Source organism: Methylobacillus methanolivorans, from assembly GCF_044751345.1.
Taxonomy (GTDB): Bacteria; Pseudomonadota; Gammaproteobacteria; order Burkholderiales; family Methylophilaceae; genus Methylobacillus; species Methylobacillus methanolivorans.
Genome location: NZ_JBIWXY010000003.1, coordinates 154,694 through 178,756, shown reverse-complemented (window position 1 = coordinate 178,756; position 24,063 = coordinate 154,694). Strand labels below are relative to the sequence as shown.

Here is a 24,063-nt window from a genome sequence, read left to right as displayed (position 1 = left end):
CCACCAATTAGACCAGCAAGTCACAAGCCACTTAAAAATCACCAGCTTAAAGCAGGTATTCACTTAATCTACCTTGACCAAACAGGCACAAACCGTTAGTGTTCTAAGTTTCCCAAATTCTCGGCATAACAAGCAATATCTATGGAATTATCTGGCGCAGAAATCGTCATTCGCTGCTTGCAGGAAGAAAACGTCAAATACGTTTTTGGCTATCCTGGTGGCGCGGTGCTCAACATTTACGACGAAATATTCAAACAGGACAAGTTCAAGCACATTCTTGTCCGCCACGAGCAAGCCGCTGTCCATGCAGCCGATGCCTATTCTCGCGCTACCGGTGAAGTTGGTGTTGCCCTGGTAACCTCCGGCCCAGGTGCCACCAATGCCATCACTGGCATTGCCACCGCGCATATGGACTCCATCCCCATGGTCGTCATCAGCGGCCAGGCCCCCACACCGGCCATCGGTCTGGATGCTTTCCAGGAAGTCGACATGATCGGCATTTCACGCCCTTGCGTGAAGCACAACTTCCTGGTGAAGGATGTCAAGGATATTGCGCCCACCATCAAGAAGGCATTCGTCATCGCTGCCACTGGCCGTCCAGGCCCGGTGGTCGTTGACATCCCCAAGGACATCACCGCGCACCTTGGCGAATTCGAATACCCAAAAACAGTGGAAATGCGTTCCTATACGCCTATCCTCAAGGGACATTCCGGCCAGATCAAGAAGGCGATCAAGCTCATGCTGGAAGCCAAGCGCCCCATGCTATATACCGGCGGTGGCTTGGTATTGGGTGATGCAGCCGATCAACTGATCAAGCTGGCACGCCGACTGAACTTCCCAGTCACTAACACATTGATGGGCTTGGGCGGCTACCCTGCAACAGACAAGCAGTTTGTCGGCATGCCAGGCATGCATGGCACGCTGGAAGCCAATATGGCGATGCAGAACTGTGATGTGCTGATTGCGGTTGGCGCGCGCTTTGATGACCGCGTCATTGGCAACCCACAGCACTTTTATAATAAAGATCGCACCATCGTTCATATCGATGTCGACCCATCCTCCATCTCCAAGCGCGTCAAGGTAGATGTGCCTATCGTCGGCCACGTGCAATCCGTGCTGACTGAAATGAACGAGTTGCTGGATGCCGAGGCTCGCTTGCCAGATGCAGCAGCCCTCAAAGCATGGTGGACTCAAATTGAAGAATGGCGTGGTCGCAACTGTCTTGGCTACAACCGTAACAGCGAGATCATCAAGCCGCAATTCGTGATCGAGAAACTGTGGGAAGTCACCAAGGGCGATGCCTATGTGACCTCTGACGTTGGCCAGCATCAGATGTGGGCGGCACAGTACTACAAGTTCGACAAGCCACGTCGCTGGATCAACTCTGGCGGACTAGGCACCATGGGTGTTGGCCTGCCTTATGCCATGGGCGTACAGTTTGCTGACCCCAAGGCCAAGGTCGCCTGCGTTACGGGCGAAGGCAGCATCCAGATGAATATCCAGGAGCTCTCCACCTGCAAGCAGTTCCACCTGCCGATCAAGGTGATCCTGCTCAACAACCGCTATCTGGGCATGGTGCGCCAATGGCAGCAGTTCTTCTACGAAAACCGTTACTCCGAATCCTATATGGACAGCCTGCCTGACTTCGTCAAGCTCGCCGAGTCTTACGGCCACGTCGGCATGAACATTGAAAAGCCGTCCGATGTCGAAGGTGCCCTCACCGATGCATTTAACATGACTGATCGCTTCGTGTTCATGAACTTCATCACCGACCAGAACGAAAACGTGTTCCCGATGGTGCCAAATGGCAAGGGACTCTCCGAAATCATCCTGGCTGAAGACCTGTAAGAAGAACAGCATGAAACATATCATCTCCATATTGATGGAAAACGAAGCCGGTGCCCTGTCTCGCGTGGCCGGCCTGTTTTCCGCGCGTGCATACAATATCGAATCCCTGACCGTGGCACCCACAGAGGACGCCACGCTGTCACGCATGACCATCGTCACCTCCGGATCGGATGAAGTGATCGAGCAGATCATCAAGCAGCTCAACAAGCTGATTGATGTGGTCAAGGTACTGGACCTCAACGATGGCCGCTTTATCGAACGCGAGCTGATGTTGGTCAAGGTAAAGGCAACAGGATCGTTCCGCGATGAAATGAAGCGCATGTGCGACATTTTCCGCGGACGCATCATTGATGTAGCAGACGGTAGCTACACCATCGAGTTGACTGGCTCCGGCTCCAAACTGGATGCCTTCCTGGAAGCGCTGGACAAGGCCGCCATTCTCGAAACCGTTCGCACTGGTGCCTCCGGCATTGGTCGCGGCGACAGGATACTCAAACTTTAAACACTCATGCCGCCCTACACGGGCAGCAGCCTCCATTTGTATTGAAAGGTAAAAAATGAAAGTCTATTACGACAAGGACGCAGACCTCTCCCTGATCAAGAAACTGAAGGTCACCATCGTCGGTTACGGTTCCCAAGGTCATGCTCACGCGCAAAACCTGAAGGACTCCGGTGCTACCGTGACTATCGGTGCCCGTAAGGATGGTAGCTCCTTTGCGAAGGCTGTTAACGCAGGCCATGACGTCAAGGAAATCAAGGATGCAGTGGCTGGCGCTGACGTTGTGATGGTATTGCTGCCAGACGAAACCATGGCAGAAATCTACCACGCTGAAATCGAGCCTAACCTGAAGAAGGGCGCTGCGCTGGCTTTCGCTCACGGCTTCAACGTGCATTACAACCAGATCGTGCCTAGCAAGGACCTGGACGTGATCATGATCGCACCTAAGGGCCCAGGCCACACTGTACGTTCCGAATACCTCAAGGGTGGCGGCGTACCTTCCCTGATCGCGGTTTACCAAGATGCATCCGGCAAGGCCAAGGACATTGCGCTTTCCTACGCAGCTGCTAACGGCGGTACCAAGGGCGGCGTGATCGAAACCAACTTCCGCGAAGAAACTGAAACTGACTTGTTCGGCGAACAAGCAGTCCTCTGTGGCGGTGCCGTTGAACTGGTCAAGGCTGGTTTCGAGACACTGGTTGAAGCTGGCTATGCGCCTGAAATGGCTTACTTCGAGTGCCTGCACGAACTGAAACTGATCGTCGACCTGATGTACGAAGGCGGCATTGCCAACATGAACTACTCGATCTCCAACAACGCAGAATACGGTGAGTACGTCACTGGCCCTCGCGTGATTGCAGATCAAGCCCGTGCTGCAATGAAGGAGTGCCTGACCAACATCCAGAATGGTGACTACGCCAAGCAGTTCATCCTGGAAGGTCGCACCAACTACCCATCCATGACTGCTCGCCGCCGCCTCAACGCTGCTCACCCGATCGAGCAAGTGGGTGGTCAACTGCGCGCCATGATGCCTTGGATTGCCAAGAACAAGCTGGTCGATCAATCCAAGAACTAATCAGCGTTTAGTTCTTGGTCAATTGATCATACTCAAGCCCAATCCAAGAACTAACAGTTATGGCTGACTGCTACACTTAGCCCTCTTCCAGAGCTAAGCAAGCAAAGTTCTACGTTAGAATAAAAGAGGCTGGACAATGTCCAGCCTCTTTTTACATTCCGTCATTTGTTAATAAGAGGTTTGTGTGCCTACACCCAGCTCCATCAAACTACAGTACCTGATTCCCAAAACCGCACTCACCGCCTTGGCAGGCAAACTTGCGCACCTACGTGCTGGCTGGTTGACTACTGCGGTCATCCAGTGGTTTGCCAAACGCTATCAGGTCAATATGCTGGAAGCAGCAAACCCCGACATTAACAGCTATGCCAGCTTCAACGACTTCTTCACCCGCGCCCTCAAACCCGGAGCACGCCCACTGGCGAATGCAGCGCAAATCTGTCCGGTCGATGGTGCGATCAGTCAATTCGGCCCAATTGAGAAAGACCAGATTTTTCAGGCCAAAGGCCACCAATACTCCACGACAGCATTGCTCGCGGGCAACAGCGAGATGGCCAAGTACTACGAGAATGGGCACTTTGCCACTATCTATCTCAGCCCACGCGACTATCATCGCATCCACATGCCATGCGATGGCAAATTACTCTCCATGACCTATGTGCCTGGCGACCTTTTTTCGGTCAACCCACTGACAGCGGCACATGTACCCGGCCTATTCGCACGTAATGAGCGCGTGGTATGTGAGTTTGCACATGGAGATAGCAAGTTCGTACTGGTGCTGGTAGGAGCCACCATCGTCGGCAGCATGGCGACCGTATGGCATGGCATCGTCAATCCGCCGCGCACGGGCAAAACCCGCACCTGGCTTTATCACGAACAGGGAATTTACTTGAAGCAAGGTGAAGAAATGGGGCGCTTCCTGCTCGGCTCCACCGTGGTACTGCTCTACCCCGAAACCGCGCAACTCAGCTTCCAGAGCGACTGGCAGCCCGCACGCTCCGTTCGACTGGGAGAGGCCATGGCAGACAAGCGCTGAATGAAAAAAGGTTCCAGCCTAAGACTGGAACCCTTTAATCTTCAAACACAAAATCTAGCGCATCGACTGATCCAGCTTTTCCACTATCCGCGTGCGGCGACGCTCGGTCAAATGAGAAGAAAGCTCTTTCAACGCCAGGCGATAGACATCGCGCTTGAACTCAATCACCGAGTCCATCGCAACCCAGTAATCGCTCCAGCGCCAGGCATCAAACTCCGGATGCGTGCTGGCACGCAACGATACATCGCTATCACGCCCCACCAGCCTCAGCAGAAACCATATTTGCTTCTGCCCTTTGTAACTGCCACGCCATTCACGCTTGATCCAGTTGGTAGGCACATCATATCGCAGCCAATCCCGGGTACGCCCCAGGATTTTGACATGCTCGGGACGTAACCCGACCTCCTCCATCAATTCGCGGTACATGGCTTGCTCAGGGCTTTCACCATATTTGATCCCGCCTTGCGGAAACTGCCAAGAGTGTTCGCGGATGCGCTTACCCCAAAACACCTGATTGCGGGCATTACATAAAATAATGCCAACATTCGGGCGATATCCATCCCGATCTATCATGACAACATACCTCTATAGTTTGTCGTCATTTTTCCATATTTCGCTCCATATTGAAAGCTGGGCAAGCCCTCTCTGCCGCTTTACAATCCCGGGAAACACAGGAGAAATCCAGTCTTGACGCTGTTTGCGGCACGCCCGTATACTGCCACGTCAACCTTAGCCGACATTGTCGCGTTATTTTATTCAACCAGCAAAACCTGATTGCAAAATAGCCATCAACAGTGAAACACAACATCCGTACCCTCAGCAGCTTCTTACTTCTCCTGACAGTCTCGTTTTTGGCTTGTGCCGATGAGGCTTACATTACCAATCAGGGCGAAAATACGGTTTCCGTGATTAACCTTGCCGATCACAGCATCATCGCCACCATTGCCGTAGGTAAAGCTCCAGTGGGCGTAGCCACTTCGCAAAGCCTCGGCAAGGCTTATATCAGCAATGTGGATAGCCATTCGGTTTCTGTCATTGACACCAATAGCTATAGCGTCGTCGATACGATTGATATTTCTGGCTCACCAGTCGGCATCGCCTTGTCACCGGACAGCAAAAGCCTTTATGTCGCTGACTGGAATGACAACCGTGTTCTGGTGATCGATACTGCTGACACATCTCAACGCCGCGAGGTCAGCATAGGCAAAGCCCCGGCTGGCATCGTGATCAGTCCAGATGGCAGCAAGCTGTATGTTGCCAACCGTGACAGCAACGACCTTGCCATTATCGACACGCAAACGCTCAAGGTGCTGCAACGCGTTGCCACAGGCGAACACCCATTTGGCATCACGCTCAGCCCTGACGGCAAACAATTACTTGCTGTCAATGTGTATGCCAATAGCCTCTCAGTCATCAATCTGGACAATTTCGATACGCATACCATTGCCGTGGGAGAACACCCATACTGCGTCACGGTGAGTCCAGATAACCGTTATGCTTACGTCAGCAATACCCAGGCCGATACCGTGTCAGTGATTGACCTGACACAACGCAAAGAAGTGACCAAGATTCGTGTTGGCGGCTTCCCCGAAGGGATCAACTACGATGCCGCCAGCCACAAGATTTACGTTGCCAACTGGTTTGACAACTCGGTTTCAGTGATAGACGCCAGTAGCCATAAACATGTCCAGGACATCCCCACAGGCAAGCAAAGCCGGGCGTTCGGGCAGTTTATACTCAACAAGACGTCACATTGATTAGGAGCTAGTTAGTCGCTGTCCCGCTCCACATCCTGTAGCAGCAGGACAGCACATTAATCGTTCCGCTTTTTAACTTGCAAAAACATGGAGAAATATAGATGAAGAAAATACTCGCACTCTTGGCTATAGGCCTGCTGCCATTGACCGCAGCCGCTCACGGCCCAGCTCCCCAAAAGGTGGAAAAAACCATCATCATTGATGCCAGCCCCGACAAAGTCTGGGCATTGGTCAAAGACTTTGGCAACATGCAAAAATGGCACCCAGCCGTTGAAAGCACCAAGCTCGACAAGCGCAAGGATGAAAGCGGCGAAGAGCAAACAGTGCGTCTGCTGACCCTGAAGGGCGGCGGCACCATCCTTGAAAACCTCAAGAGCATCGACGAAGATAGCAAGCAGCTCAAATACGGCATTATTGAAGGCGTGCTGCCAGTCGCTGACTACTACTCCACCATCACAGTCAAGGCTGCCGATGGCGGCAAGACCGAAGTCAAGTGGATGGGCCGTTTCTACCGTGTCTACAAGCTCAACCCACCAATCCCACCAGGCCAGGATGACAAATCTGCCCTGGATGCTGTCAATGGTGTTTACGATGCAGGCTTGGCTAACCTGAAAAAGGTTGCCGAAGGCAAATAACGACTTGTCTTGTCACTTACTGACAATTTTTGTCAGTAAGTAGCGCCAAAAAAAGCGGAGCAAATGCTCCGCTTTTTTATTTATTCACAAAAAACCCTTTAAATTCAAATACAAACCCATCACATCCCAAAGCTGGCATAGCCATTGCAATAAGCTAACCATGCGGTACTCCTCCAACCGCAATACAAACTCAACTCAACTAAAAGGGGTTTATGATGAAAAAAGTACAACAAGGCTTTACGCTGATCGAACTGATGATCGTAGTCGCGATTATTGGTATTTTGGCGGCAGTGGCATTGCCCGCCTATCGTGATTACACACAGCGTGGCGCTAACGGTGCATGTTTAGCAGAGGCTAAGGCCTACATCAATACTGCGGTTGCTGACGCAGCCGATGACAGGGCTCCAGCTAACTTTGTGAACTCTTCATGCCAAGCTCATGCAGCAATGCAAATCACAGACTTCGCAACTAACGCAACCCTAACTTTCCAACCTGTAACTCGTGGTAATGCAGCCATCGCACAAAACACAATATGTACCGCAGGCTCTGGCACTTGCCGCCTAGATACTGGTGCGGGTGCTGGTGGTGCTGGTGGTGCTGGTGGTACGCCCTAGTTTTTCATGATGCAAAAATCAAAAGCTTGCTGACTCTCGCAAGCTTTTGATGAAAAATCAGCATTTGAATATCCACTTCAACGACTATTAAGACAAAAGAAACATCTTCCTCCACAGGAGATAAAGCCAAAACTGGCTTATCTCCTGTTTCTTTTTGACCACGGTATGTAATGGCCATATTGCACGTCAGCTAACATGGTGGTTAATAAAGAAGACGCATCCGGCAAGCGATATTAATCACTTTTATTAAACCTAAGCAGGTGAGATAGAGATCGTTTGCCCTTGTTGCAATGCTTGTGGCTTTAGTACATGCATAGCCTGATCAATCTCCCGCATGATTGCCTCTCCCTCTCCTGGTTTCAGGTGCGTAATCCAGACTTGTGGTTGAGACTGCAATTGATCCAATCCGCTCATCAGCAATGCCGGGCAATAGTGCCGAGATACCAATGCGAGGGCAATTTCGGCATTAGTGAATGAAGTCTCGATAATCAGGTGGCATAAATTATCCACTTGGTTCAAGCACTGCCAGAAGTCGTCACAACTGGTGCTATCACCACTGAATGCTAGGCTACCAGATCCGCTATCCAGCAAATAGCCGACTGCGGGAACGGTATGATTGGCAGGTAATGCACTAATCTTGCGACCACCTATCTCAACCACATTGCCAACTGCCAATGGCGCATATACCAAAGAGGGTTGCTCTGGTGTGGGAATCTGGCTGAAATCGGGCCAGATTTGCCAGTTGAACAGGTGGGTTTGCAAGCTAGCAATGGTTTCAGGCAATGCATGCACCGTGAGAGGCTGTTCGCGCTTGCCCAGTACGGCATCTAGCAGCAGAGGAAGAAAAGTGACATGGTCGAGATGAGAGTGGGTGAGGAACACATGATCAATGGATGCCATTTGCTCCAGTGTCAGATCACCTACGCCAGTACCCGCATCAATAAGGATATCGTCATCCACCAGCAAGGAGGTGGTGCGCAGGCCTTGGCCTATGCCACCACTACAGCCCAACACCCTCACCATCATGCTATGCCTCGCTTGCTCTCAAAATTAAACACCCCATCCCAATCCGCGCTTGGTGCATGTTGGCTGAAATAGGCGATTCGCTCAAGGTAGATTGAGTAGATCATGCGTACACCATATGTCGCTTGCAATGCCATGAATGCTGATTTGGCCTGCGACCATTGCTGCTGGCGATAAGCCGTTAATGCCAATTCATACTGGCTCAGCTCCTGGTCCATGGAAGCATCATCACCTGCAACCGGTGCGAATATCCTCACAGGGGCATCCTTGCCCTTGACGCGCACAAGGTCTAGCTCACGGTAACGATATTGCGTCGAGGCCTGCGCGGTGAACTCGCTCGCGATCACAGGCGCTGCATAATAGGCACTCAGGCCCTCCAACCGCGCACCCAGGTTGACTGCATCGCCCAGCACGGTATAAGCCATGCGGAACTCGGAGCCCATATTGCCCACGACCATATCACCGCTATTGAGGCCAATGCCAATTGTCAGCACGGGCCAACCTCGTTGCTGGAAATCGGCATTGATTTTTCCCAGCTCACGCACCATGTCCAGCGCCGCATTGACAGCATGGGCGGCATGCTGATCATCATGCAATGGCGCCCCCCAGAAAGCCATGATGGCATCACCCATGTATTTGTCGATGGTGCCTCGATGTTGATGGATGACACGCGTCATCGCGGTGAGGTATTCATTCATGAGCTTGGCCAGGGTTGGCGCATCCAGTGCTTCCGACAGGCTGGTGAACCCACGGACATCGCAAAACAACACCGTCATCTCGCGGCTTTCCCCCTGCAGCCCTAGCTCGTGTTGGCTATCTGCCATTTCCGCCACTAGTTCAGGGGGAACATATTGACCGAATAGCTGTGCCAATTGGCGCTTGCTGCGCGATTCGATGAAGTAGCCGTAACTCATGTTGAGTACGTAGATGACGACGACCAGCAGCAATGCCGAAGCCAATGGCAATACCACGCCAATCTGCCACGACAGCAGGTTAAACAATATCAACAGCAACAATACCGAGACCACCAGTACCGAAGCTGGCGCTGGACGCATCCGAGGGAGCAAGACAGTCAGCCCGACACCAAGAAACAATAACAGTAAAAACTCAGCGCCCAGGGTATAGGCAGGCTGTTGCTTGACCCTGCCATCCAAAATTCCCGCAATCATGTTGGCATGGATTTCCACACCTGGGTAAACACTCTGTGCTGGCGTTGCCCGCAAATCCATCAAGCCAGGAGCAGTGGTGCCTATCAATACAATACGGTTTTGTAGCTGTTGTTGTGGCACTTTGCCATGCAACACATCTGCGGCTGAGACATAGGCGAAGCTGCCTTGCCTGCCACGATAAGGGATCAAGGCATTCAGGTGCGCATCCACCGGGATATTGTGCTGCCCTAGTGCCAACCACTCTACGCCAGCACTTTGCTCGCCACCCGCGAAGCCTAAATTCAACTCTACATCACCCAGCACTTGCCGGGCCACGGCCAAGGACAGCGCTTCATACACGCCGCCCTGATACACGACTAGCAGAGGAATGCGGCGGGTGATGCCATCGTCATCCGGGTCGGGGTTGAAGTGTCCTGCGGCTTTTGCTTGCTGTTGCAAGCTGGGAATATTGGCACCGTAGCCACTGGCATGAAGATAGGCAACACCCTGCCCCGCCAATGCATCAGCCTGGATAACCGGTGGTGGCAGCACGCCAATATTCTGCTTCAGGCGTGTATCGTGGCGGAAATAATATCCCAGCACGACATCACGCCCCTGCATGCTATTAGCCAATAACTGGTCGTAATCGAGCGCGGGAGCCAAATCATCAATCATGCTTGCCAACGCTGGCTGTGGCCGCGCCTTCTGTAAAGCCTGCAATGCTGCCAAACCAGAGCTCTCATCCTTTTCGGCAAACACTACATCAAAAGCCACCAGCCTGGCTTGGTAATGATCAAACAATTGATCCAGCAAATACGCCAACTTATTGCGCCCCCAGGGCCAGTGGCCCTCCCGCTGTAGGCTGGCTTCATCAATGTCGACAATCACGATGTGCGGATCTTGCCCACCCGGCATCAATAATTGCAGGCGAGCATCATAGGCAAAACGCTCCATGGCATTGACAAAGCCCAGGTTGAATGCGCCCACCACATGGGCCAACAGCAAGATAGTCACCAACACGCCAAGTAACAGGCGGATATAGTGATGTGAGATGAAATGAGAAAGACGCATGCAGGAATAATGACAGTCTGGTTATGCAAGTAAGTATTGGTGTTTCAGAAGCATAGCGTAAAGGGCGCACGAACACAGTAGCGACATGCCACCACGGCCATTACATGGCAAAATGCAGCTTTCGCCCAACACCAGGCCACATTGATGTCTTTACTCGATTTTATTGAAATTGCTTCTGACGATACCATCCACAATAGCGTGATCTGGCTGCATGGCCTGGGCGCAGATGGCAACGATTTTGCACCAGTAGTGCGTGAGCTTGCGTTACCCCACACCCGATTTATTTTGCCCCATGCCCCTGCGATGGCAGTGACGGTCAATAATGGCTATGTCATGCCTGCCTGGTACGATATTTATAGCTTCCAGCCTGGTGCCATACAAGATGGCAAAGGCATACGCGCTACCCAGCAAAAAATTGAAGCCTTGATCGCGCATGAAATTGCCCGCGGGATTCCGGCAGAACGCATCATGCTGGCAGGGTTTTCGCAAGGTGGCGTCATTGCCCTGCACACAGCCTTACGGCATGACGCCCCACTGGCGGGCGTACTGGCACTTTCCACCTACCTCGGGTTAGCTGACACCCTAGCAACGGAAAAACATCCCGCCAACCAAGCCACCCCTATCTTCATGGCGCATGGCACACAGGACAATGTGATTCCGCTTGCGCGCTATCAAGCCTCGGCCCAGGCCCTACAAGGCGAAGGCTATGCACTGGAGTTGCACGAATACCCGATGCCACATTCGGTTTGCATGGAAGAGATTGATGATATCCGCCGCTTTATGCAGCGCCAGCTGGGATTATCATTAACTTAATCATGGTTTACAGGGGCAGTTCAGCGTAAAATGACACATTATTTTCAATAACTGCAACGAGCAGCAGTGATGCTATCTGCTCCTGCACCGGTTGTTTTCATGAGTAAAAAAACCAAAGCTGACGACCAGCAAGCCAGCATATTTGAAGCCTTGAGCTTTGAAGCCGCCATGACAGAGCTTGAAAGCCTGGTCGCACAGATAGAGTCAGGCCAGTTGCCACTTGAACAATCTCTCGCTGCCTACAAGCGCGGCTCGGAGCTTGTACAACATTGCCAGCAATCGCTGGCAGATGTTGAGCAACAAGTACGTATCCTCACTGAATCCAACCAGCTACAACCCTATAACGATACTAAATGACCGATTTCCAAAGCTGGGCTCAACATACCCAACAACGTATGGAGCAAGTGCTGAATAGCCTGCTGCCAGCCTCCGACATTGCTCCAGACCGTTTGCATGAAGCCATGCGCTACGCCGTGCTCGGTGGTGGCAAACGTGTGCGTGCATTGCTGGCCCATGCCGCAGGTGAGCTCTGTGGGGCCAACCCGGCAAAAGTAGATATTGCCGCCGCTGCCGTGGAATTGATTCACGCCTACTCCCTCGTGCACGATGACATGCCCTGCATGGACGACGACGACCTGCGCCGTGGCAAACCATCGTGTCACAAGCAATACGATGATGCTACCGCCCTGCTGGTTGGCGATGCGTTGCAAACCCTGGCGTTCCAGTCGCTGGCGACCCCGGGCCTATGTACTAACCCTACGCGTCAACTGGATATGGTCAACCTGCTTGCCATCGCCAGTGGCTCACGTGGCATGGCAGGAGGCCAAGCAATTGACCTCGCCAGCGTAGGCAAGGCATTGGACCAGACCGAGCTGGAATATATGCATATCCACAAAACCGGTGCATTAATCCGTGCCGCAGCCCTGCTGGGCGCGCACTGTGCCGATGACTTGGACCAGGATCAACTGCAGGCCATTGATCACTATGCCCAAGCCATTGGCCTTGCCTTTCAGGTGGTGGATGACATTCTTGATGCAGAAGCCGATAGCGAAACCCTGGGCAAGACTGCAGGCAAGGATGCGGAAAGTAATAAACCTACCTACGTCACCATTCTGGGCATAGACCAAGCAAAGCGATTGGCGCAGGAGCTGCTTGATGATGCACTGGCACCACTGGCCGCATATGGCGATGCCGCCCAGCAGCTCAAGCAGGTGGCATATTTCATTACTCAACGTAGCTTTTAAGCGGGTCGGCCATGTATAAACTGCTAGAAAGCATCAACTCACCAGAGCAACTGCGCAAACTGGACCGCAGGGAGCTGCATGAGCTTGCCAAGCAATTACGTGGCTTTCTCGTCAATAGCGTTGCGCAAACCGGCGGACACCTGTCTTCCAATCTCGGCGTGGTCGAGCTGACCATTGCCCTGCATTATGTCTTCAACACGCCGGAAGACCGTGTAGTCTGGGATGTAGGCCACCAAACCTATCCACACAAGATTCTCACAGGCCGCCGTGAAGCCATGAGCAACCTGCGCAAGCCTGGTGGCATTGCAGGTTTTCCGCGTCGAGATGAAAGCATTTACGACACCTTTGGCACTGGGCACTCCAGCACTTCCATTTCAGCTGCGCTCGGCATGGCGATTGCGGCACAAAAAACTGGCTCTGACCGCCATTCGATCGCCATCATCGGCGATGGCGCGATGACCGCAGGCATGGCTTTTGAGGCGCTCAACAATGCAGGAGCGATGGATGCCAACCTGCTGGTGATTCTCAACGACAATGATATGTCGATCTCGCCCAATGTTGGCGCATTAACCAACTATCTGGCCAAGCTGCTTTCCGGACCGCTCTATACCTCAATGCGCCGCTCTGGCGAGAAAGTGCTGGGCGTAGTGCCGCCCGTACGTGAGTTCGCCAAACGTGCGGAAGAACACGTCAAAGGCATGGTGACGCCAGGGACGTTGTTCGAGGAGTTTGGCTTTAATTACATCGGCCCGATTGATGGCCATGACATTGATGTGCTGATTGCCACATTGCGCAACATCCGCGAGCTTAAGGGCCCGCAGTTCCTGCATATTGCCACGCAAAAAGGCCATGGCTACCAGCCCGCAGAAGACAATCCCGGCAAGTATCACGGCGTAGGCAAGTTCGACCCGAGTAATGGCTGCTCCATCACGCAGGCTGGCAAAAAAACCTATACCCAGGTGTTCAGCGACTGGCTGGTCGACATGGCCACGCAAGACGAGCGCCTGATTGGCATTACGCCTGCCATGTGCGATGGCTCTGGCCTCAATGGGTTTGCCGAGCATTTTCCTGACCGCTTTTATGATGTCGGCATTGCCGAGCAACATGCCCTCACATTTGCCGCTGGTATGGCATGCGATGGCCTCAAGCCTGTTGTCGCCATTTACTCGACCTTTTTGCAACGCGCATACGACCAGTTCATCCACGATATTGCCCTGCAAAACCTGCCCGTGATGTTTGCAATTGACCGCGCAGGCTTGGTAGGGGCAGATGGCCCAACCCATGCGGGCAGCTTTGACCTTAGCTACCTGCGTTGTATCCCTAATATCGTCATCATGACACCGAGCGACGAAAATGAGTGTCGGCAGATGCTGTATACGGCCTACCAGCATGATGGCCCTTCTGCCGTGCGCTACCCTCGTGGTGGTGGCCCTGGTGCCACCATTGAACAGAACATGCAGTTGCTACCGCTGGGCAAGGGCGAGGTTCGCAGGCAAGGCAAGCGCGTCGCCATCCTTGCCTTTGGCAGCATGCTCACGCCAGCGCTGCAAGCCGCCGAGACTCTGGATGCCACCGTGGTCAACATGCGCTTCGTCAAGCCACTCGATATTGCATTGATTCGCGAAGTGGCACAAAGCCACGAGCTCATCGTTACCGTGGAAGAAAACGCCATCATGGGTGGCGCAGGTGCTGCGGTGATGGAAGCCATGCAAGATATGGACTTTCACAAGCCTGTACTGTGCCTGGGTCTGCCTGACACCTTCATTGAGCATGGCGTGCATGAAACCATGCTGGCGGAATGCGGTCTCAACGCTACAGGCATTGCTGCCGCAATTGAGAAAAAATTAACCAAGTAGTATACTCAACTATTACCGAATTCACTTATAGCGTCTCAGGAATCTCATGAACCAACCCTCTATTCCACCGATTGAAGATGTGCAGAACACCCCGGATACCCGGCAGCTCGCCATTGACAAGGTAGGGATCAAATCCATCCGTCATCCAGTCAAGGTCAAGGACAAGACTGGCGGCGTGCAACATACCGTGGCCAATTTCAATATGTACGTGTTCCTGCCACACAACTTCAAGGGCACGCACATGTCACGCTTTGTTGAGATTCTCAACAACAACGAGCGCGAAATTTCCGTGGAATCATTCGAGAGCATCCTGCGCGGCATGGTGCAGCGCTTGGATGCAGAGTCTGGCCACGTTGAGATGACCTTTCCTTACTTCGTCAACAAGGCGGCCCCAGTATCGGGTGTACAAAGCCTGTCTGACTACGAAGTCACCTTTATTGGCGAAATCAACCAAGGCAAGTATGACATCACCGTCAAGGTAGTCGTACCCGTGACCAGCCTGTGTCCTTGTTCCAAGAAGATTTCTGACTACGGCGCGCACAACCAGCGCTCGCACGTGACTGTCACTGCATTGATCAATGACTTCATCTGGGTGGAAGACATCATTCGCTTAGTGGAAGAACAAGCCTCCTGCGAGGTTTATGGCTTGTTGAAGCGTCCTGACGAAAAATACGTCACCGAGCGCGCCTACGACAACCCGAAATTCGTCGAGGATATCGTGCGTGATGTAGCAGCCCAGCTTAACGCTGAAGCTCGCATCGTCAAGTACACGGTGGAATCAGAAAACTTTGAATCCATCCACAATCACTCCGCTTACGCATTGATCGAAAAAGACAAGCGTCACTAAGCAAGCGACACAGGATAAGGATGGTCATACGGCCATCACCTATCACCTACAAATAAAAACGGCAGCCTAGGCTGCCGTTTTTATTTGTTCGCTATTCATGCATCAATACTTCTTGGTCAGGGTAAGTGCGATCCCGTCACGCTTCATCTCCATGCGATTAAGCGCACTCATGCCCAGCAACACAACCGCAGGAGAACCACCCTCCATGACCAGCGCATCCACTTGGTTCAATATCAAACCATTCAATCGCACATTACCAATCACGACCTTATAAGCGTTGGCAACGCCGTTAGCGGTTTGCACTGAAACGGGGGTGCCGCTTTTGTAATCAATCTTGGCATATTTGGCATCGCCACTATTCATCACGATCGCCGATGCCCCGGTATCAACGAGAAATCGCAAAGATGCACCGTTGATATAGCCATCAGCAAAATGATGTCCCGTGGAATCGGCATATAAGGTGACGCTACTGCTGCCTGCCATGGCACCCTTGCCAGATAAGGCGATCGCCTGCCCCATGCCCAATTCGCGCCTGACGCCATCCACCTCAATAACCGCTTTATCGCTGCTGGCCGCCACCAAGCGTATACCTTCAGGGCTGAATTCGCCTGCGGCAAGGGTACGTGGCTTGCCACCATTAATGACCATGATGGCCTTACCCTGAAACAAACCAACAATATTCACCTGGGTTTCTGCCCAGGCCAATGATGGCATCAAGCATGGTAGCAGCCACATCCATGTCCGCATGGTTTCCCCTTTTTAGTCTTCCTGCATCATGAACATGAAAAAGATAAAACCGAGCATAGCGCATAGTGCAGAAACGGTAAATGTCCAGCTTGGGCCTATGCTTTCCCAGGCAAAACCGCTAATCACGGCTCCCAGAGTACCGCCAACACCATAAGAGATACTGGTATACAAGCCTTGCCCCTTGGACTGATGCTTACCCTTGAAATAGCGGTGCGTCAGTGCAACCGCTGCTGCATGGTAAGAGCCGAATGTCGCTGCATGCAATGTCTGCGCAAGCACAATCAGCCACCAGACATCCACAGCCCAGCCAATCACGAAAAAACGTACAAATGCCAAGAACAAGCTGGCAAGCATGATCTGCCTCAGGCCAAAACGCAGCGTTAACTTGGGCATATACAGGAATACCATGATCTCGCAGATCACGCCCAAGCCCCATAGCCAGCCCACAATGCCTTTACTATAGCCATGATCCACCAGGTAGATGGAGTAAAACGTGTAATAGACACCATGCGCAGCAGACATGGCAAAACAGGCCGCCATCAGCGCAATGACTTCACGCCTGCGCAATATCGCCCACCAAGAGCTATCACTATCATGATGCTGCAAATTCACCAACGGATCCGACAAGCGCCATGACAAGACCCAAACAGTGGCCAACAGAAACAGGATCACCCACAGCAAAGCCATCATGCCCAGGTATTGCACGGCATACCCTAGCCCAATCACAGCGACGACAAACCCTATCGATCCCCAAAGACGGATATGCCCGTAGCGGTCCAACCTGTCGCCAAGATGCCCCAGTGTCACCGCCTCGATCAAGGGCAAAGAGGCGCTCCAGAAAAAACTCAAGGTCAACATGATGGCAAACAACCAGTAAAAACTGTTGCCGAAAAACACACCAACATAAGCCAGCAAGCTGGCCCCTGCTAGAAACTGGATAATTGGCACCCGATGGCCGCGATGATCCGCCACCCAGCCCCACAGACTAGGTGAGAAACTGCGAGCAATCTGGAACAAGGACATCAGGATGGCGATCTGGAAGGCATTGAATGCCAGAGACTTGAGATACAAGGTCCAGAATGGGGTAAACGCACCGACAAAGCCAAAATAGGCGAAGTAAAAGCCAGATAAGCGCCAGTAAGGCAGGGGAGCATGATGTTTCATGCTGATTGAACGCATGGGAGCTGTTGGATCATGATCAGCACTCAGCTCCCCGCTTGGTAAAAATTGTTACAGCTTGATGGTATCTACCGAGACATCCGCGTTCTGGGCTCGATGGCGCAAAGCATGGTCCATAAGCACCAAGGCCATCATGGCTTCGACGATAGGCGTGGCACGCACCCCCACGCAAGGATCATGGCGGCCTGTGGTCTGCATTTCCAATGCGACACCTTGCTTATCAATGGAATGGCGCAATTGCGGAATGCTGGAGGTTGGCTTGAACGCGACATGCGCAACAATCGCCTGACCACTGGAAATACCGCCAAGAATGCCACCCGCATGATTGCTGGCAAAGCCCTCTGGCGTTAGTTCATCACTATGTAGCGATCCACGCTGTGCCACACTGGCAAAGCCGTCACCGATCTCCACACCCTTGGCAGCATTGATACCCATCATGGCATGGGCAATGTCTGCATCAAGGCGATCGTATACTGGCTCACCCCAGCCTACGGGCACACCATCGGCAACTACGGTAATCCGTGCACCTACAGAATCACGCTCGTTACGGATGGTGTCGAGATAGTTTTCCAGCTCAGGCAAGATGGATTCATTGGGGGAAAAAAATGCGTTTTGATTCACAACATCCCATGAGTTGAAGGGAATATGGATTTCACCCAATTGGCTCATATAACCACGGATAGTGACACCATAACGCTGCTTGAGCCATTTCTTGGCGATTGCCCCTGCGGCAACACGCACCGCCGTTTCACGTGCACTGGAACGACCACCACCACGGTAGTCACGAATGCCATACTTCTGCCAATAGGTGTAATCGGCATGTCCGGGACGGAAGGTTTCCGCAATCTTGCCGTAATCCTGGCTGCGTTGATCCTGATTGCGAATCAGTAGACCAATCGGCGTGCCTGTGGTCTTGCCTTCAAATACGCCAGACAATATCTCCACGGTATCCGGCTCCTTGCGCTGCGTCACATGGCGCGAAGTCCCTGGCTTGCGGCGATCCAGCTCCTGCTGAATATCCTCCACAGTCAATTCCAGCCCCGGCGGACAGCCATCAATCACCCCACCAATGGCAGGGCCATGCGATTCGCCAAAAGAAGTCAGGGTAAACAGAGTGCCTATGGTATTGCCGGACATGGATGGTATCTACTATGGAATATACGAATAAGAACCGGAGTTTAACATATCCGGCCTCATGATTTGGCAGGCTACATCCGCTTCCACTCGCCAGGCGCTATCCCATCAAGCACATGCTGCCCCACGGCATAGCGAATCAGGCGCAAGGTAGGAAATCCAACCTTGGCGGTCATGCGACGCACCTGGCGGTTTTTCCCTTCACTAATGATCACCTCCAGCCAGGTTGTAGGGATAGCCTTGCGCTCCCTGATCGGCGGGTTGCGCGGCCATAAGTTCGCAGGCTCTGCGATACGCCTGACCCTGGCAGGCTGGGTAATAAAATCTCCCAGGTCTACGCCGTGTCGTAATGGTTCCAACGCTTCATCAGAGGGATCGCCCTCCACCTGCACCCAATAAGTTTTGAATTCTTTGTGCTTGGGATGCGATATGCGGTGTTGCAGTCTGCCATCATCGGTTAGAATAAGCAGACCCTCACTGTCAGTATCAAGCCGCCCGGCGGCATAAACCCCAGGCACGGCAATATAATCCTTCAATGTCTCGTGCTTTTCATGCGGACTGAACTGGCAAATTACACCATAGGGCTTATTGAATAAAATCAGCATCTTGGTCTCATGGAATGATGACGCCCGTCTTTCTAGCGTTTGAATAGGATAGTTCTGAATGTCTACAAAAATCAAAGTACCAGCCACTGGCGAGAAAATCAGCATTAACGCTGATAACACGCTCAATGTTCCCGATCACCCGATTATCCCATTTATCGAAGGCGATGGTATCGGTGTCGATATCACTCCACCGATGCGCCATGTCGTGGATAGCGCCGTGGCCAAGGCTTATGGCGGCAAGCGTGCGATTGCCTGGATGGAAGTTTACGCAGGCGAAAAAGCCGTCAACACTTATGGCGACAATACTTGGCTGCCTGATGAAACACTCAAGGCCGTCAAGGATTACGTCATCTCTATCAAAGGCCCATTGACCACTCCTGTTGGTGGCGGCATCCGCTCGCTCAATGTAACGCTGCGCCAAGAACTTGACCTGTATGTCTGCTTGCGCCCCATCCAGTACTTCCAAGGCGTACCAAGCCCAGTCAAGCACCCGGAAAAAACCGACATGGTGATTTTCCGCGAGAACACCGAAGACATTTATGCAGGTATCGAATGGGCGGCTGGCACAGACGAAGTCAAAAAAGTCATCGACTTCCTTAGCGATATGGGCGTGCGCAAGAAGATCCGCTTCCCCGAAGCCTCAGCGATTGGCATCAAGCCTGTCTCTGTTGATGGTAGCAAGCGCCTGGTGCGCAAGGCCATTCAATATGCGATCGACAACAACCGCAAATCAGTGACCATTGCCCACAAGGGCAACATCATGAAATTCACTGAGGGTGGTTTCAAGAACTGGGGCTATGAGGTCGCCAAGGAAGAATTCGGTGCCGTTGAGATTGACGGCGGACCCTGGTGCAAATTGCCTAACGGCATCATTATCAAAGATTGCATCGCTGATGCGTTCTTGCAGGAAATCTTGCTACACCCAGCTGATTACGATGTTGTTGCCACGCTGAACCTGAATGGCGACTACATTTCAGATGCGCTTGCAGCACAAGTTGGCGGCATTGGTATTGCCCCTGGCGCAAATATTTCCGACACCGTCGCTATGTTTGAAGCTACGCACGGCACGGCACCCAAAATTGCAGGTAAGGATATCGCCAACCCGAGCTCATTGATCTTGTCTGCAGAAATGATGTTGCGTCACTTGGGATGGACTGAAGCCGCGGATCTAGTACTGACCGGTGTTGCCAAGGCAATCCAGGCAAAACGTGTCACCCATGACTTCTCCTCACAAATGGAAGGTGCAACCCAGATAGGTAGCGCCGAGTTTGGTGCCGAGATCGTCAAGCACATGTAATACTCTCGCCCATTGCTATTCATCGATAGGCAGTGGGCCAGACAAATAAAAAAGGCCGGATTTCTCCGGCCTTTTTTATTTTTGAAGACTATACAGTCATCAGTGAGCCAAGCTTAGGCCTTCTGAATATTAGAAGCCTGCTTGCCCTTAGGGCCTTCGGTAACATCAAATGATACGCGTTGACCTTCCTTCAGACTCTTGTAGCCAGCTTCTACAATTGCGGAGAAGTGAGCGAACAAATCGTCGCCACCATCGTCCGGGGTAATGAAACCAAAACCTTTGGAATCATTAAACCACTTTACGGTACCTGTTGCCATTTCAATACTTCCTTGCATATATCTAAGGGGAGGCGACCCCAAAAGTTTGTACTTCAAGAATTAAAGTCGGTAGTTGCCGGCTACAATGCACTCGAATTCCAAACGCCTTTTGCGTTTTTACGTGGGTTATTCAAATAAGTCAAGCGCTTTTAGATGATAATTGTTATTTTTATCATAATGATGTCTTTACATTGATTAACGCAGTATAAAATTCCTGGGCGCTTTACAAAAAAAACCCCAGCATGCATCATCGCCGGAGACACTGCGTAAACTATGGAAAAGGCTGGCTTGAAGATCAATGGCTGCTGTCACTTCACCGAATAAACTGGGCGGACTGGCCCGGATATTGATTCATCAACAACTGCTGGACGAGGATGAAGCAATCAGCATCCAGACCTCAGCCAACAAGAAGCAAATCTCACTCATCAGCCAGTTGTTGCAATCCCGCCGGTTCACAGCCTTGCAAATTGCCCAAGCCTGCTCCCAAGCCTTCGGTTATCCATTGTTTGACCTTAGCACGCTGAATCCGGAGTTCATGCCCAGCAAGGGCATCAGCCCGCAACTCATGCAAAGTTATCGCGCGATCACGCTTTACCATCGTGGCAATAACATGTTTGTGGCTTTATCCGACCCGACCAATCTGCACATGCTGGATGAATTGCAGTTCCAGACTGGCAAAACATTGATGCCCATCATTGTCGAGGACGACAAGCTGGGCAAATGGATAGACAAGCTGGTAGAGGCCAGCGATACCACTATGGAGTCGCTGGTCAGCGAGGATGACTTCGGCCTGGAGGCGGAAGATAAAGACAGCGAACCGGAACCCACGGTAGAAATCGACGATGCTCCTATCGTCAAATACATCCAGAAGATTCTGATGGATGCGATCAACATGGGCGCGTCTGATTTGCACTTCGAGCCTTATGAAAAATTTTATCGTATTCGCTACCGGGTCGATGGCATATTGCGCGAGATCGCCCAGCCACCGCTCGCGATCAAGGACAAGCTGGCCTCACGTATCAAGGTGATTTCCAACCTCGACATCTCGGAAAAACGCGTGCCGCAGGATGGCCGCATGAAGTTGGTGCTCTCAAAAACACGCACTATCGATTTCCGTGTGAGCACACTGCCATTGATCAATGGCGAAAAGATCGTTATGCGTATCCTTGACCCCAGCAGCGCCAAGCTCGGCATTGATGCGCTCGGCTATGACCCTGACCAGAAGAAAGCATTGCTACATGCCGTCACACGACCTTACGGTCTAGTGCTCGTCACGGGACCCACAGGATCTGGTAAGACCGTTTCGCTGTATACCTGCCTCAATATCCTCAACGAACCTGGCGTGAACATTTCCACCGCGGAAGATCCAGCAGAAATACCCTTGGCAGGCATTAACCAAGTCAATGTCAATGACAAGCAGGGACTCACCTTTGCCGCCGCGTTGAAGTCCTTTCTGCGCCAAGACCCTGACATCATCATGATCGGGGAAATCCGCGACCTGGAAACCGCCGACATGGCGATCAAGGCCGCCTCCACCGGGCACATGGTGCTTTCCACCCTGCATACCAATGATGCACCATCGACCTTGACCCGACTGGTCAATATGGGGGTAGCGCCCTTCAATATTGCCTCTGCCGTGTCGTTAATAACAGCACAACGTCTGGCGCGCAAGTTGTGTCCGCATTGCCGAGTACCTACAGACATTCCGCAAGAAGCCTTGCTTGCCATTGGCTTCAAGGAAGCAGATTTAGATGGTAGCTGGCAACTTTATGCCGCTAATGCAGATGGCTGCGACCACTGCAACCAAGGCTATAAAGGACGAGTGGGGATTTATCAGGTCATGCCAGTTTCCGATGAAATGAGCCGCATCATCATGAAAAATGGCACATCGCACGACATTGCAGATCAAGCCCAGCGAGAGGGTGTCCGCGACTTGCGGCAATCAGGCCTCATCAAGGTCAAGCAGGGGCTAACTTCGCTGGAAGAAATTGAAGCTGTCACCAACGAATAACACACAATAGGAAGCCATGGCTGCCAAAGAAACCAAGGAAGTCACGTACGCCTGGGAGGGTACGGATAAAAAAGGCAAACGCGTCAAAGGGGAGATGAAAGCCAGCGGAGAGGCATTCGTCAAGGCAACCCTGCGCCGCCAGGGTGTCAATGTCGTCAAGGTCAGCAAACAACGCTTCAAGACTGGCGGCAAGATCTCGGACAAGGATGTGACCCTCTTCACGCGCCAGCTCGCCACCATGATGAAGGCGGGGGTGCCTTTACTGCAGGCTTTTGACATCGTGGGCAAAGGCCACAGCAACCCAGCCGTCAGCAAATTGCTGGGAGACATTAAGGCTGATGTAGAGACTGGCAGCAGCCTGAGCCAAGCTTTTCGCAAATATCCCCTGTATTTTGACAACCTGTTCTGCAACCTAGTCGGGGCGGGTGAACAAGCTGGTATTCTGGATTCCTTGCTGGACCGTCTGGCTACCTATAAGGAAAAAATCCTCGCCATCAAAGGCAAAATCAAGTCCGCCTTGTTTTACCCCATTTCCATTCTTGTCGTGGCATTCGTGATTACTGCGGTCATCATGATTTTCGTGATTCCCGCATTCAAGGAGCTATTCAGCAGCTTTGGCGCTGATTTACCCGCCCCCACCGTCATGGTCATGGCAATGTCCGACTTTTTTGTCGATTACTGGTGGGCAATCTTTGGCTCGATTGGCGGCGCTCTCTGGTTCTTCTTTTATACCTGGAAGCGCTCGGAAAAAATGCAGGCCAGTATGGATAGGCTTTTGCTCAAGATGCCCGTTTTTGGCGAAGTGATCCGTAAAGCCACTATTGCCCGCTTCTCCCGTACACTTTCTACCATGTTTGCAGCAGGTGTGCCACTGGTCGAGGCACTAGACTCGGTAGCGGGCGCCTCTGGTAACCGCGTCTACTACGATGCCACCAAGAAGGTGCAAAGCGAAATCAGCACAGGAGCCAGCTTGACTGTTGCTATGCAAAATACCGAGGTATTCCCTAACATGGTGTTGCAAATGGTGGCGATTGGTGAAGAATCTGGCGCACTGGATTCCATGCTGGGCAAGGTTGCAGATTTTTATGAAGGCGAAGTCGATGATGCCGTGGAGGCGCTATCGAGCCTGATGGAACCGATTATCATGGTAGTGCTCGGTACGCTGATCGGCGGCCTGGTGATTGCCATGTACCTACCGATATTCAAGATGGGCCAAGTAGTGTAGGCCACAGCGCTCAACAAAAAGGGAGCAGAATGCTCCCTTTTTTGTTTACGCATTTCAATGCGTTACCAATGCTTGAATCAAGCAC

At 52.2% G+C, this 24,063-nt stretch carries 24 protein-coding genes; 15 read left to right on the top strand and 9 right to left on the bottom strand.

The window, feature by feature from the left end:
• Positions 1-141 precede the first annotated feature (141 nt).
• The 4 genes from ACIKP9_RS13180 to asd all read left to right on the top strand — a co-directional run bounded on the left by ACIKP9_RS13180 (position 142) and on the right by asd (position 4,455).
• Positions 142-1,848: an acetolactate synthase 3 catalytic subunit gene (locus ACIKP9_RS13180; protein ID WP_230348834.1), complete on the top strand. Its 1,707-nt coding sequence runs from the start codon at positions 142-144 to the stop codon at positions 1,846-1,848.
• Between the two features lie 10 nt (positions 1,849-1,858).
• Complete coding sequence (gene ilvN / locus ACIKP9_RS13175) at positions 1,859-2,350, top strand: acetolactate synthase small subunit (protein WP_089374550.1); 492 nt, start codon at positions 1,859-1,861, stop codon at positions 2,348-2,350.
• Positions 2,351-2,405: 55 nt separating this feature from the next.
• Complete coding sequence (gene ilvC / locus ACIKP9_RS13170) at positions 2,406-3,422, top strand: ketol-acid reductoisomerase (protein WP_400883788.1); 1,017 nt, start codon at positions 2,406-2,408, stop codon at positions 3,420-3,422.
• A gap of 184 nt (positions 3,423-3,606) precedes the next feature.
• Positions 3,607-4,455 (top strand): archaetidylserine decarboxylase, encoded by an 849-nt coding sequence (gene asd / locus ACIKP9_RS13165; RefSeq protein WP_400883785.1) that lies wholly within the window; start codon positions 3,607-3,609, stop codon positions 4,453-4,455.
• Positions 4,456-4,509: 54 nt separating this feature from the next.
• Here asd and ACIKP9_RS13160 read toward each other — a convergent pair whose 3' ends face one another.
• Positions 4,510-5,028, bottom strand: a complete 519-nt coding sequence (locus ACIKP9_RS13160; protein WP_400883782.1) for an RNA pyrophosphohydrolase — start codon at positions 5,026-5,028, stop codon at positions 4,510-4,512.
• A gap of 221 nt (positions 5,029-5,249) precedes the next feature.
• Between ACIKP9_RS13160 and ACIKP9_RS13155 the strand changes: the two genes are divergently transcribed.
• The 3 genes from ACIKP9_RS13155 (at position 5,250) to ACIKP9_RS13145 (ending at position 7,461) form a co-directional block, all read left to right on the top strand.
• Positions 5,250-6,212, top strand: coding sequence for a YVTN family beta-propeller repeat protein (locus ACIKP9_RS13155; RefSeq protein WP_400883779.1), 963 nt, complete (start codon positions 5,250-5,252; stop codon positions 6,210-6,212).
• Positions 6,213-6,313: 101 nt separating this feature from the next.
• On the top strand, positions 6,314-6,847 hold the full coding sequence (locus ACIKP9_RS13150; RefSeq protein WP_400883777.1) for an SRPBCC family protein: 534 nt from the start codon (positions 6,314-6,316) through the stop codon (positions 6,845-6,847).
• A 215-nt stretch (positions 6,848-7,062) separates the two neighbouring features.
• Positions 7,063-7,461: a prepilin-type N-terminal cleavage/methylation domain-containing protein gene (locus tag ACIKP9_RS13145; RefSeq protein ID WP_400883885.1), complete on the top strand. Its 399-nt coding sequence runs from the start codon at positions 7,063-7,065 to the stop codon at positions 7,459-7,461.
• A 4-nt stretch (positions 7,462-7,465) separates the two neighbouring features.
• On the opposite strand, the gene ACIKP9_RS13140 is transcribed toward ACIKP9_RS13145, so the two are convergent.
• The 3 genes from ACIKP9_RS13140 to ACIKP9_RS13130 all read right to left on the bottom strand — a co-directional run bounded on the left by ACIKP9_RS13140 (position 7,466) and on the right by ACIKP9_RS13130 (position 10,703).
• The gene (locus ACIKP9_RS13140; protein WP_400883774.1) at positions 7,466-7,639 is read right to left on the bottom strand and encodes a hypothetical protein; all 174 of its coding nucleotides are present in this window, start codon (positions 7,637-7,639) and stop codon (positions 7,466-7,468) included.
• Between the two features lie 74 nt (positions 7,640-7,713).
• Complete coding sequence (locus ACIKP9_RS13135; RefSeq protein WP_400883771.1) at positions 7,714-8,487, bottom strand: MBL fold metallo-hydrolase; 774 nt, start codon at positions 8,485-8,487, stop codon at positions 7,714-7,716.
• Complete coding sequence (locus ACIKP9_RS13130; RefSeq protein ID WP_400883769.1) at positions 8,484-10,703, bottom strand: CHASE2 domain-containing protein; 2,220 nt, start codon at positions 10,701-10,703, stop codon at positions 8,484-8,486. Before ACIKP9_RS13130 ends, ACIKP9_RS13135 begins: the two co-directional genes overlap by 4 nt.
• A 144-nt stretch (positions 10,704-10,847) precedes the next feature.
• Here ACIKP9_RS13130 and ACIKP9_RS13125 point away from each other — a divergent pair, with 144 nt between their 5' ends.
• The 5 genes from ACIKP9_RS13125 to folE2 all read left to right on the top strand — a co-directional run bounded on the left by ACIKP9_RS13125 (position 10,848) and on the right by folE2 (position 15,463).
• Positions 10,848-11,516: an alpha/beta hydrolase gene (locus ACIKP9_RS13125; RefSeq protein WP_400883766.1), complete on the top strand. Its 669-nt coding sequence runs from the start codon at positions 10,848-10,850 to the stop codon at positions 11,514-11,516.
• Positions 11,517-11,615: 99 nt separating this feature from the next.
• The gene (locus tag ACIKP9_RS13120) at positions 11,616-11,873 is read left to right on the top strand and encodes an exodeoxyribonuclease VII small subunit (protein WP_400883763.1); all 258 of its coding nucleotides are present in this window, start codon (positions 11,616-11,618) and stop codon (positions 11,871-11,873) included.
• Positions 11,870-12,760 (top strand): polyprenyl synthetase family protein, encoded by an 891-nt coding sequence (locus ACIKP9_RS13115; protein WP_400883760.1) that lies wholly within the window; start codon positions 11,870-11,872, stop codon positions 12,758-12,760. Before ACIKP9_RS13120 ends, ACIKP9_RS13115 begins: the two co-directional genes overlap by 4 nt.
• Positions 12,761-12,771: 11 nt before the next feature.
• Complete coding sequence (dxs, locus tag ACIKP9_RS13110) at positions 12,772-14,616, top strand: 1-deoxy-D-xylulose-5-phosphate synthase (RefSeq protein WP_400883758.1); 1,845 nt, start codon at positions 12,772-12,774, stop codon at positions 14,614-14,616.
• 46 nt (positions 14,617-14,662) lie between these two features.
• Positions 14,663-15,463, top strand: a complete 801-nt coding sequence (gene folE2 / locus ACIKP9_RS13105) for a GTP cyclohydrolase FolE2 (RefSeq protein WP_400883755.1) — start codon at positions 14,663-14,665, stop codon at positions 15,461-15,463.
• A 102-nt stretch (positions 15,464-15,565) separates the two neighbouring features.
• On the opposite strand, the gene ACIKP9_RS13100 is transcribed toward folE2, so the two are convergent.
• The 4 genes from ACIKP9_RS13100 to ACIKP9_RS13085 form a co-directional block, all read right to left on the bottom strand.
• Positions 15,566-16,210 carry a retropepsin-like aspartic protease family protein gene (locus tag ACIKP9_RS13100; RefSeq protein WP_400883752.1) on the bottom strand — a complete coding sequence of 215 codons (645 nt, stop codon included), beginning with the start codon at positions 16,208-16,210 and terminating at the stop codon, positions 15,566-15,568.
• 12 nt (positions 16,211-16,222) lie between these two features.
• On the bottom strand, positions 16,223-17,389 hold the full coding sequence (locus ACIKP9_RS13095; protein ID WP_400883749.1) for an MFS transporter: 1,167 nt from the start codon (positions 17,387-17,389) through the stop codon (positions 16,223-16,225).
• A 51-nt stretch (positions 17,390-17,440) separates the two neighbouring features.
• Entirely contained in the window at positions 17,441-18,526 is a 1,086-nt protein-coding gene (gene aroC, locus ACIKP9_RS13090; RefSeq protein ID WP_400883746.1) for a chorismate synthase, read from the bottom strand.
• A 71-nt stretch (positions 18,527-18,597) separates the two neighbouring features.
• Positions 18,598-19,128: an rRNA large subunit pseudouridine synthase E gene (locus tag ACIKP9_RS13085; RefSeq protein ID WP_400883743.1), complete on the bottom strand. Its 531-nt coding sequence runs from the start codon at positions 19,126-19,128 to the stop codon at positions 18,598-18,600.
• 58 nt (positions 19,129-19,186) lie between these two features.
• Here ACIKP9_RS13085 and icd point away from each other — a divergent pair, with 58 nt between their 5' ends.
• Positions 19,187-20,425 (top strand): NADP-dependent isocitrate dehydrogenase, encoded by a 1,239-nt coding sequence (gene icd, locus ACIKP9_RS13080; RefSeq protein WP_400883740.1) that lies wholly within the window; start codon positions 19,187-19,189, stop codon positions 20,423-20,425.
• 113 nt (positions 20,426-20,538) lie between these two features.
• Here the strand turns inward: icd and ACIKP9_RS13075 are convergent, their stop codons facing one another.
• A complete protein-coding gene (locus tag ACIKP9_RS13075) occupies positions 20,539-20,742 on the bottom strand; it encodes a cold-shock protein (RefSeq protein ID WP_011480361.1) in 204 nt (67 codons plus the stop codon).
• 298 nt (positions 20,743-21,040) lie between these two features.
• Here ACIKP9_RS13075 and pilB point away from each other — a divergent pair, with 298 nt between their 5' ends.
• Together pilB and ACIKP9_RS13065 are read left to right on the top strand one after the other, a co-directional pair.
• Entirely contained in the window at positions 21,041-22,753 is a 1,713-nt protein-coding gene (gene pilB, locus ACIKP9_RS13070) for a type IV-A pilus assembly ATPase PilB (protein ID WP_400883737.1), read from the top strand.
• Positions 22,754-22,769: 16 nt separating this feature from the next.
• A complete protein-coding gene (locus tag ACIKP9_RS13065) occupies positions 22,770-23,978 on the top strand; it encodes a type II secretion system F family protein (RefSeq protein WP_400883734.1) in 1,209 nt (402 codons plus the stop codon).
• The last annotated feature ends 85 nt before the right edge of the window (positions 23,979-24,063 follow it).

Excerpts from the sequence above, each read along its gene's own strand:
- ACIKP9_RS13160 (WP_400883782.1), bottom strand. The coding sequence starts at position 5,028 with ATGATAGATCGGGATGGATATCGCCCGAATGTTGGCATTATTTTATGT.
- ACIKP9_RS13145 (WP_400883885.1), top strand. The coding sequence starts at position 7,063 with ATGAAAAAAGTACAACAAGGCTTTACGCTGATCGAACTGATGATCGTA.
- ACIKP9_RS13125 (WP_400883766.1), top strand. The coding sequence starts at position 10,848 with ATGTCTTTACTCGATTTTATTGAAATTGCTTCTGACGATACCATCCAC.
- ACIKP9_RS13100 (WP_400883752.1), bottom strand. The coding sequence starts at position 16,210 with ATGCGGACATGGATGTGGCTGCTACCATGCTTGATGCCATCATTGGCC.
- dxs (WP_400883758.1), top strand. The coding sequence starts at position 12,772 with ATGTATAAACTGCTAGAAAGCATCAACTCACCAGAGCAACTGCGCAAA.
- ACIKP9_RS13065 (WP_400883734.1), top strand. The coding sequence starts at position 22,770 with ATGGCTGCCAAAGAAACCAAGGAAGTCACGTACGCCTGGGAGGGTACG.
- ACIKP9_RS13150 (WP_400883777.1), top strand. The coding sequence starts at position 6,314 with ATGAAGAAAATACTCGCACTCTTGGCTATAGGCCTGCTGCCATTGACC.
- ACIKP9_RS13095 (WP_400883749.1), bottom strand. The coding sequence starts at position 17,389 with ATGCGTTCAATCAGCATGAAACATCATGCTCCCCTGCCTTACTGGCGC.
- ACIKP9_RS13130 (WP_400883769.1), bottom strand. The coding sequence starts at position 10,703 with ATGCGTCTTTCTCATTTCATCTCACATCACTATATCCGCCTGTTACTT.
- ACIKP9_RS13180 (WP_230348834.1), top strand. The coding sequence starts at position 142 with ATGGAATTATCTGGCGCAGAAATCGTCATTCGCTGCTTGCAGGAAGAA.
- ACIKP9_RS13140 (WP_400883774.1), bottom strand. The coding sequence starts at position 7,639 with ATGGCCATTACATACCGTGGTCAAAAAGAAACAGGAGATAAGCCAGTT.
- ACIKP9_RS13115 (WP_400883760.1), top strand. The coding sequence starts at position 11,870 with ATGACCGATTTCCAAAGCTGGGCTCAACATACCCAACAACGTATGGAG.
- ACIKP9_RS13120 (WP_400883763.1), top strand. The coding sequence starts at position 11,616 with ATGAGTAAAAAAACCAAAGCTGACGACCAGCAAGCCAGCATATTTGAA.
- aroC (WP_400883746.1), bottom strand. The coding sequence starts at position 18,526 with ATGTCCGGCAATACCATAGGCACTCTGTTTACCCTGACTTCTTTTGGC.
- icd (WP_400883740.1), top strand. The coding sequence starts at position 19,187 with ATGTCTACAAAAATCAAAGTACCAGCCACTGGCGAGAAAATCAGCATT.
- ilvN (WP_089374550.1), top strand. The coding sequence starts at position 1,859 with ATGAAACATATCATCTCCATATTGATGGAAAACGAAGCCGGTGCCCTG.
- ilvC (WP_400883788.1), top strand. The coding sequence starts at position 2,406 with ATGAAAGTCTATTACGACAAGGACGCAGACCTCTCCCTGATCAAGAAA.
- folE2 (WP_400883755.1), top strand. The coding sequence starts at position 14,663 with ATGAACCAACCCTCTATTCCACCGATTGAAGATGTGCAGAACACCCCG.
- ACIKP9_RS13075 (WP_011480361.1), bottom strand. The coding sequence starts at position 20,742 with ATGGCAACAGGTACCGTAAAGTGGTTTAATGATTCCAAAGGTTTTGGT.
- ACIKP9_RS13135 (WP_400883771.1), bottom strand. The coding sequence starts at position 8,487 with ATGATGGTGAGGGTGTTGGGCTGTAGTGGTGGCATAGGCCAAGGCCTG.
- ACIKP9_RS13085 (WP_400883743.1), bottom strand. The coding sequence starts at position 19,128 with ATGCTGATTTTATTCAATAAGCCCTATGGTGTAATTTGCCAGTTCAGT.
- pilB (WP_400883737.1), top strand. The coding sequence starts at position 21,041 with ATGGCTGCTGTCACTTCACCGAATAAACTGGGCGGACTGGCCCGGATA.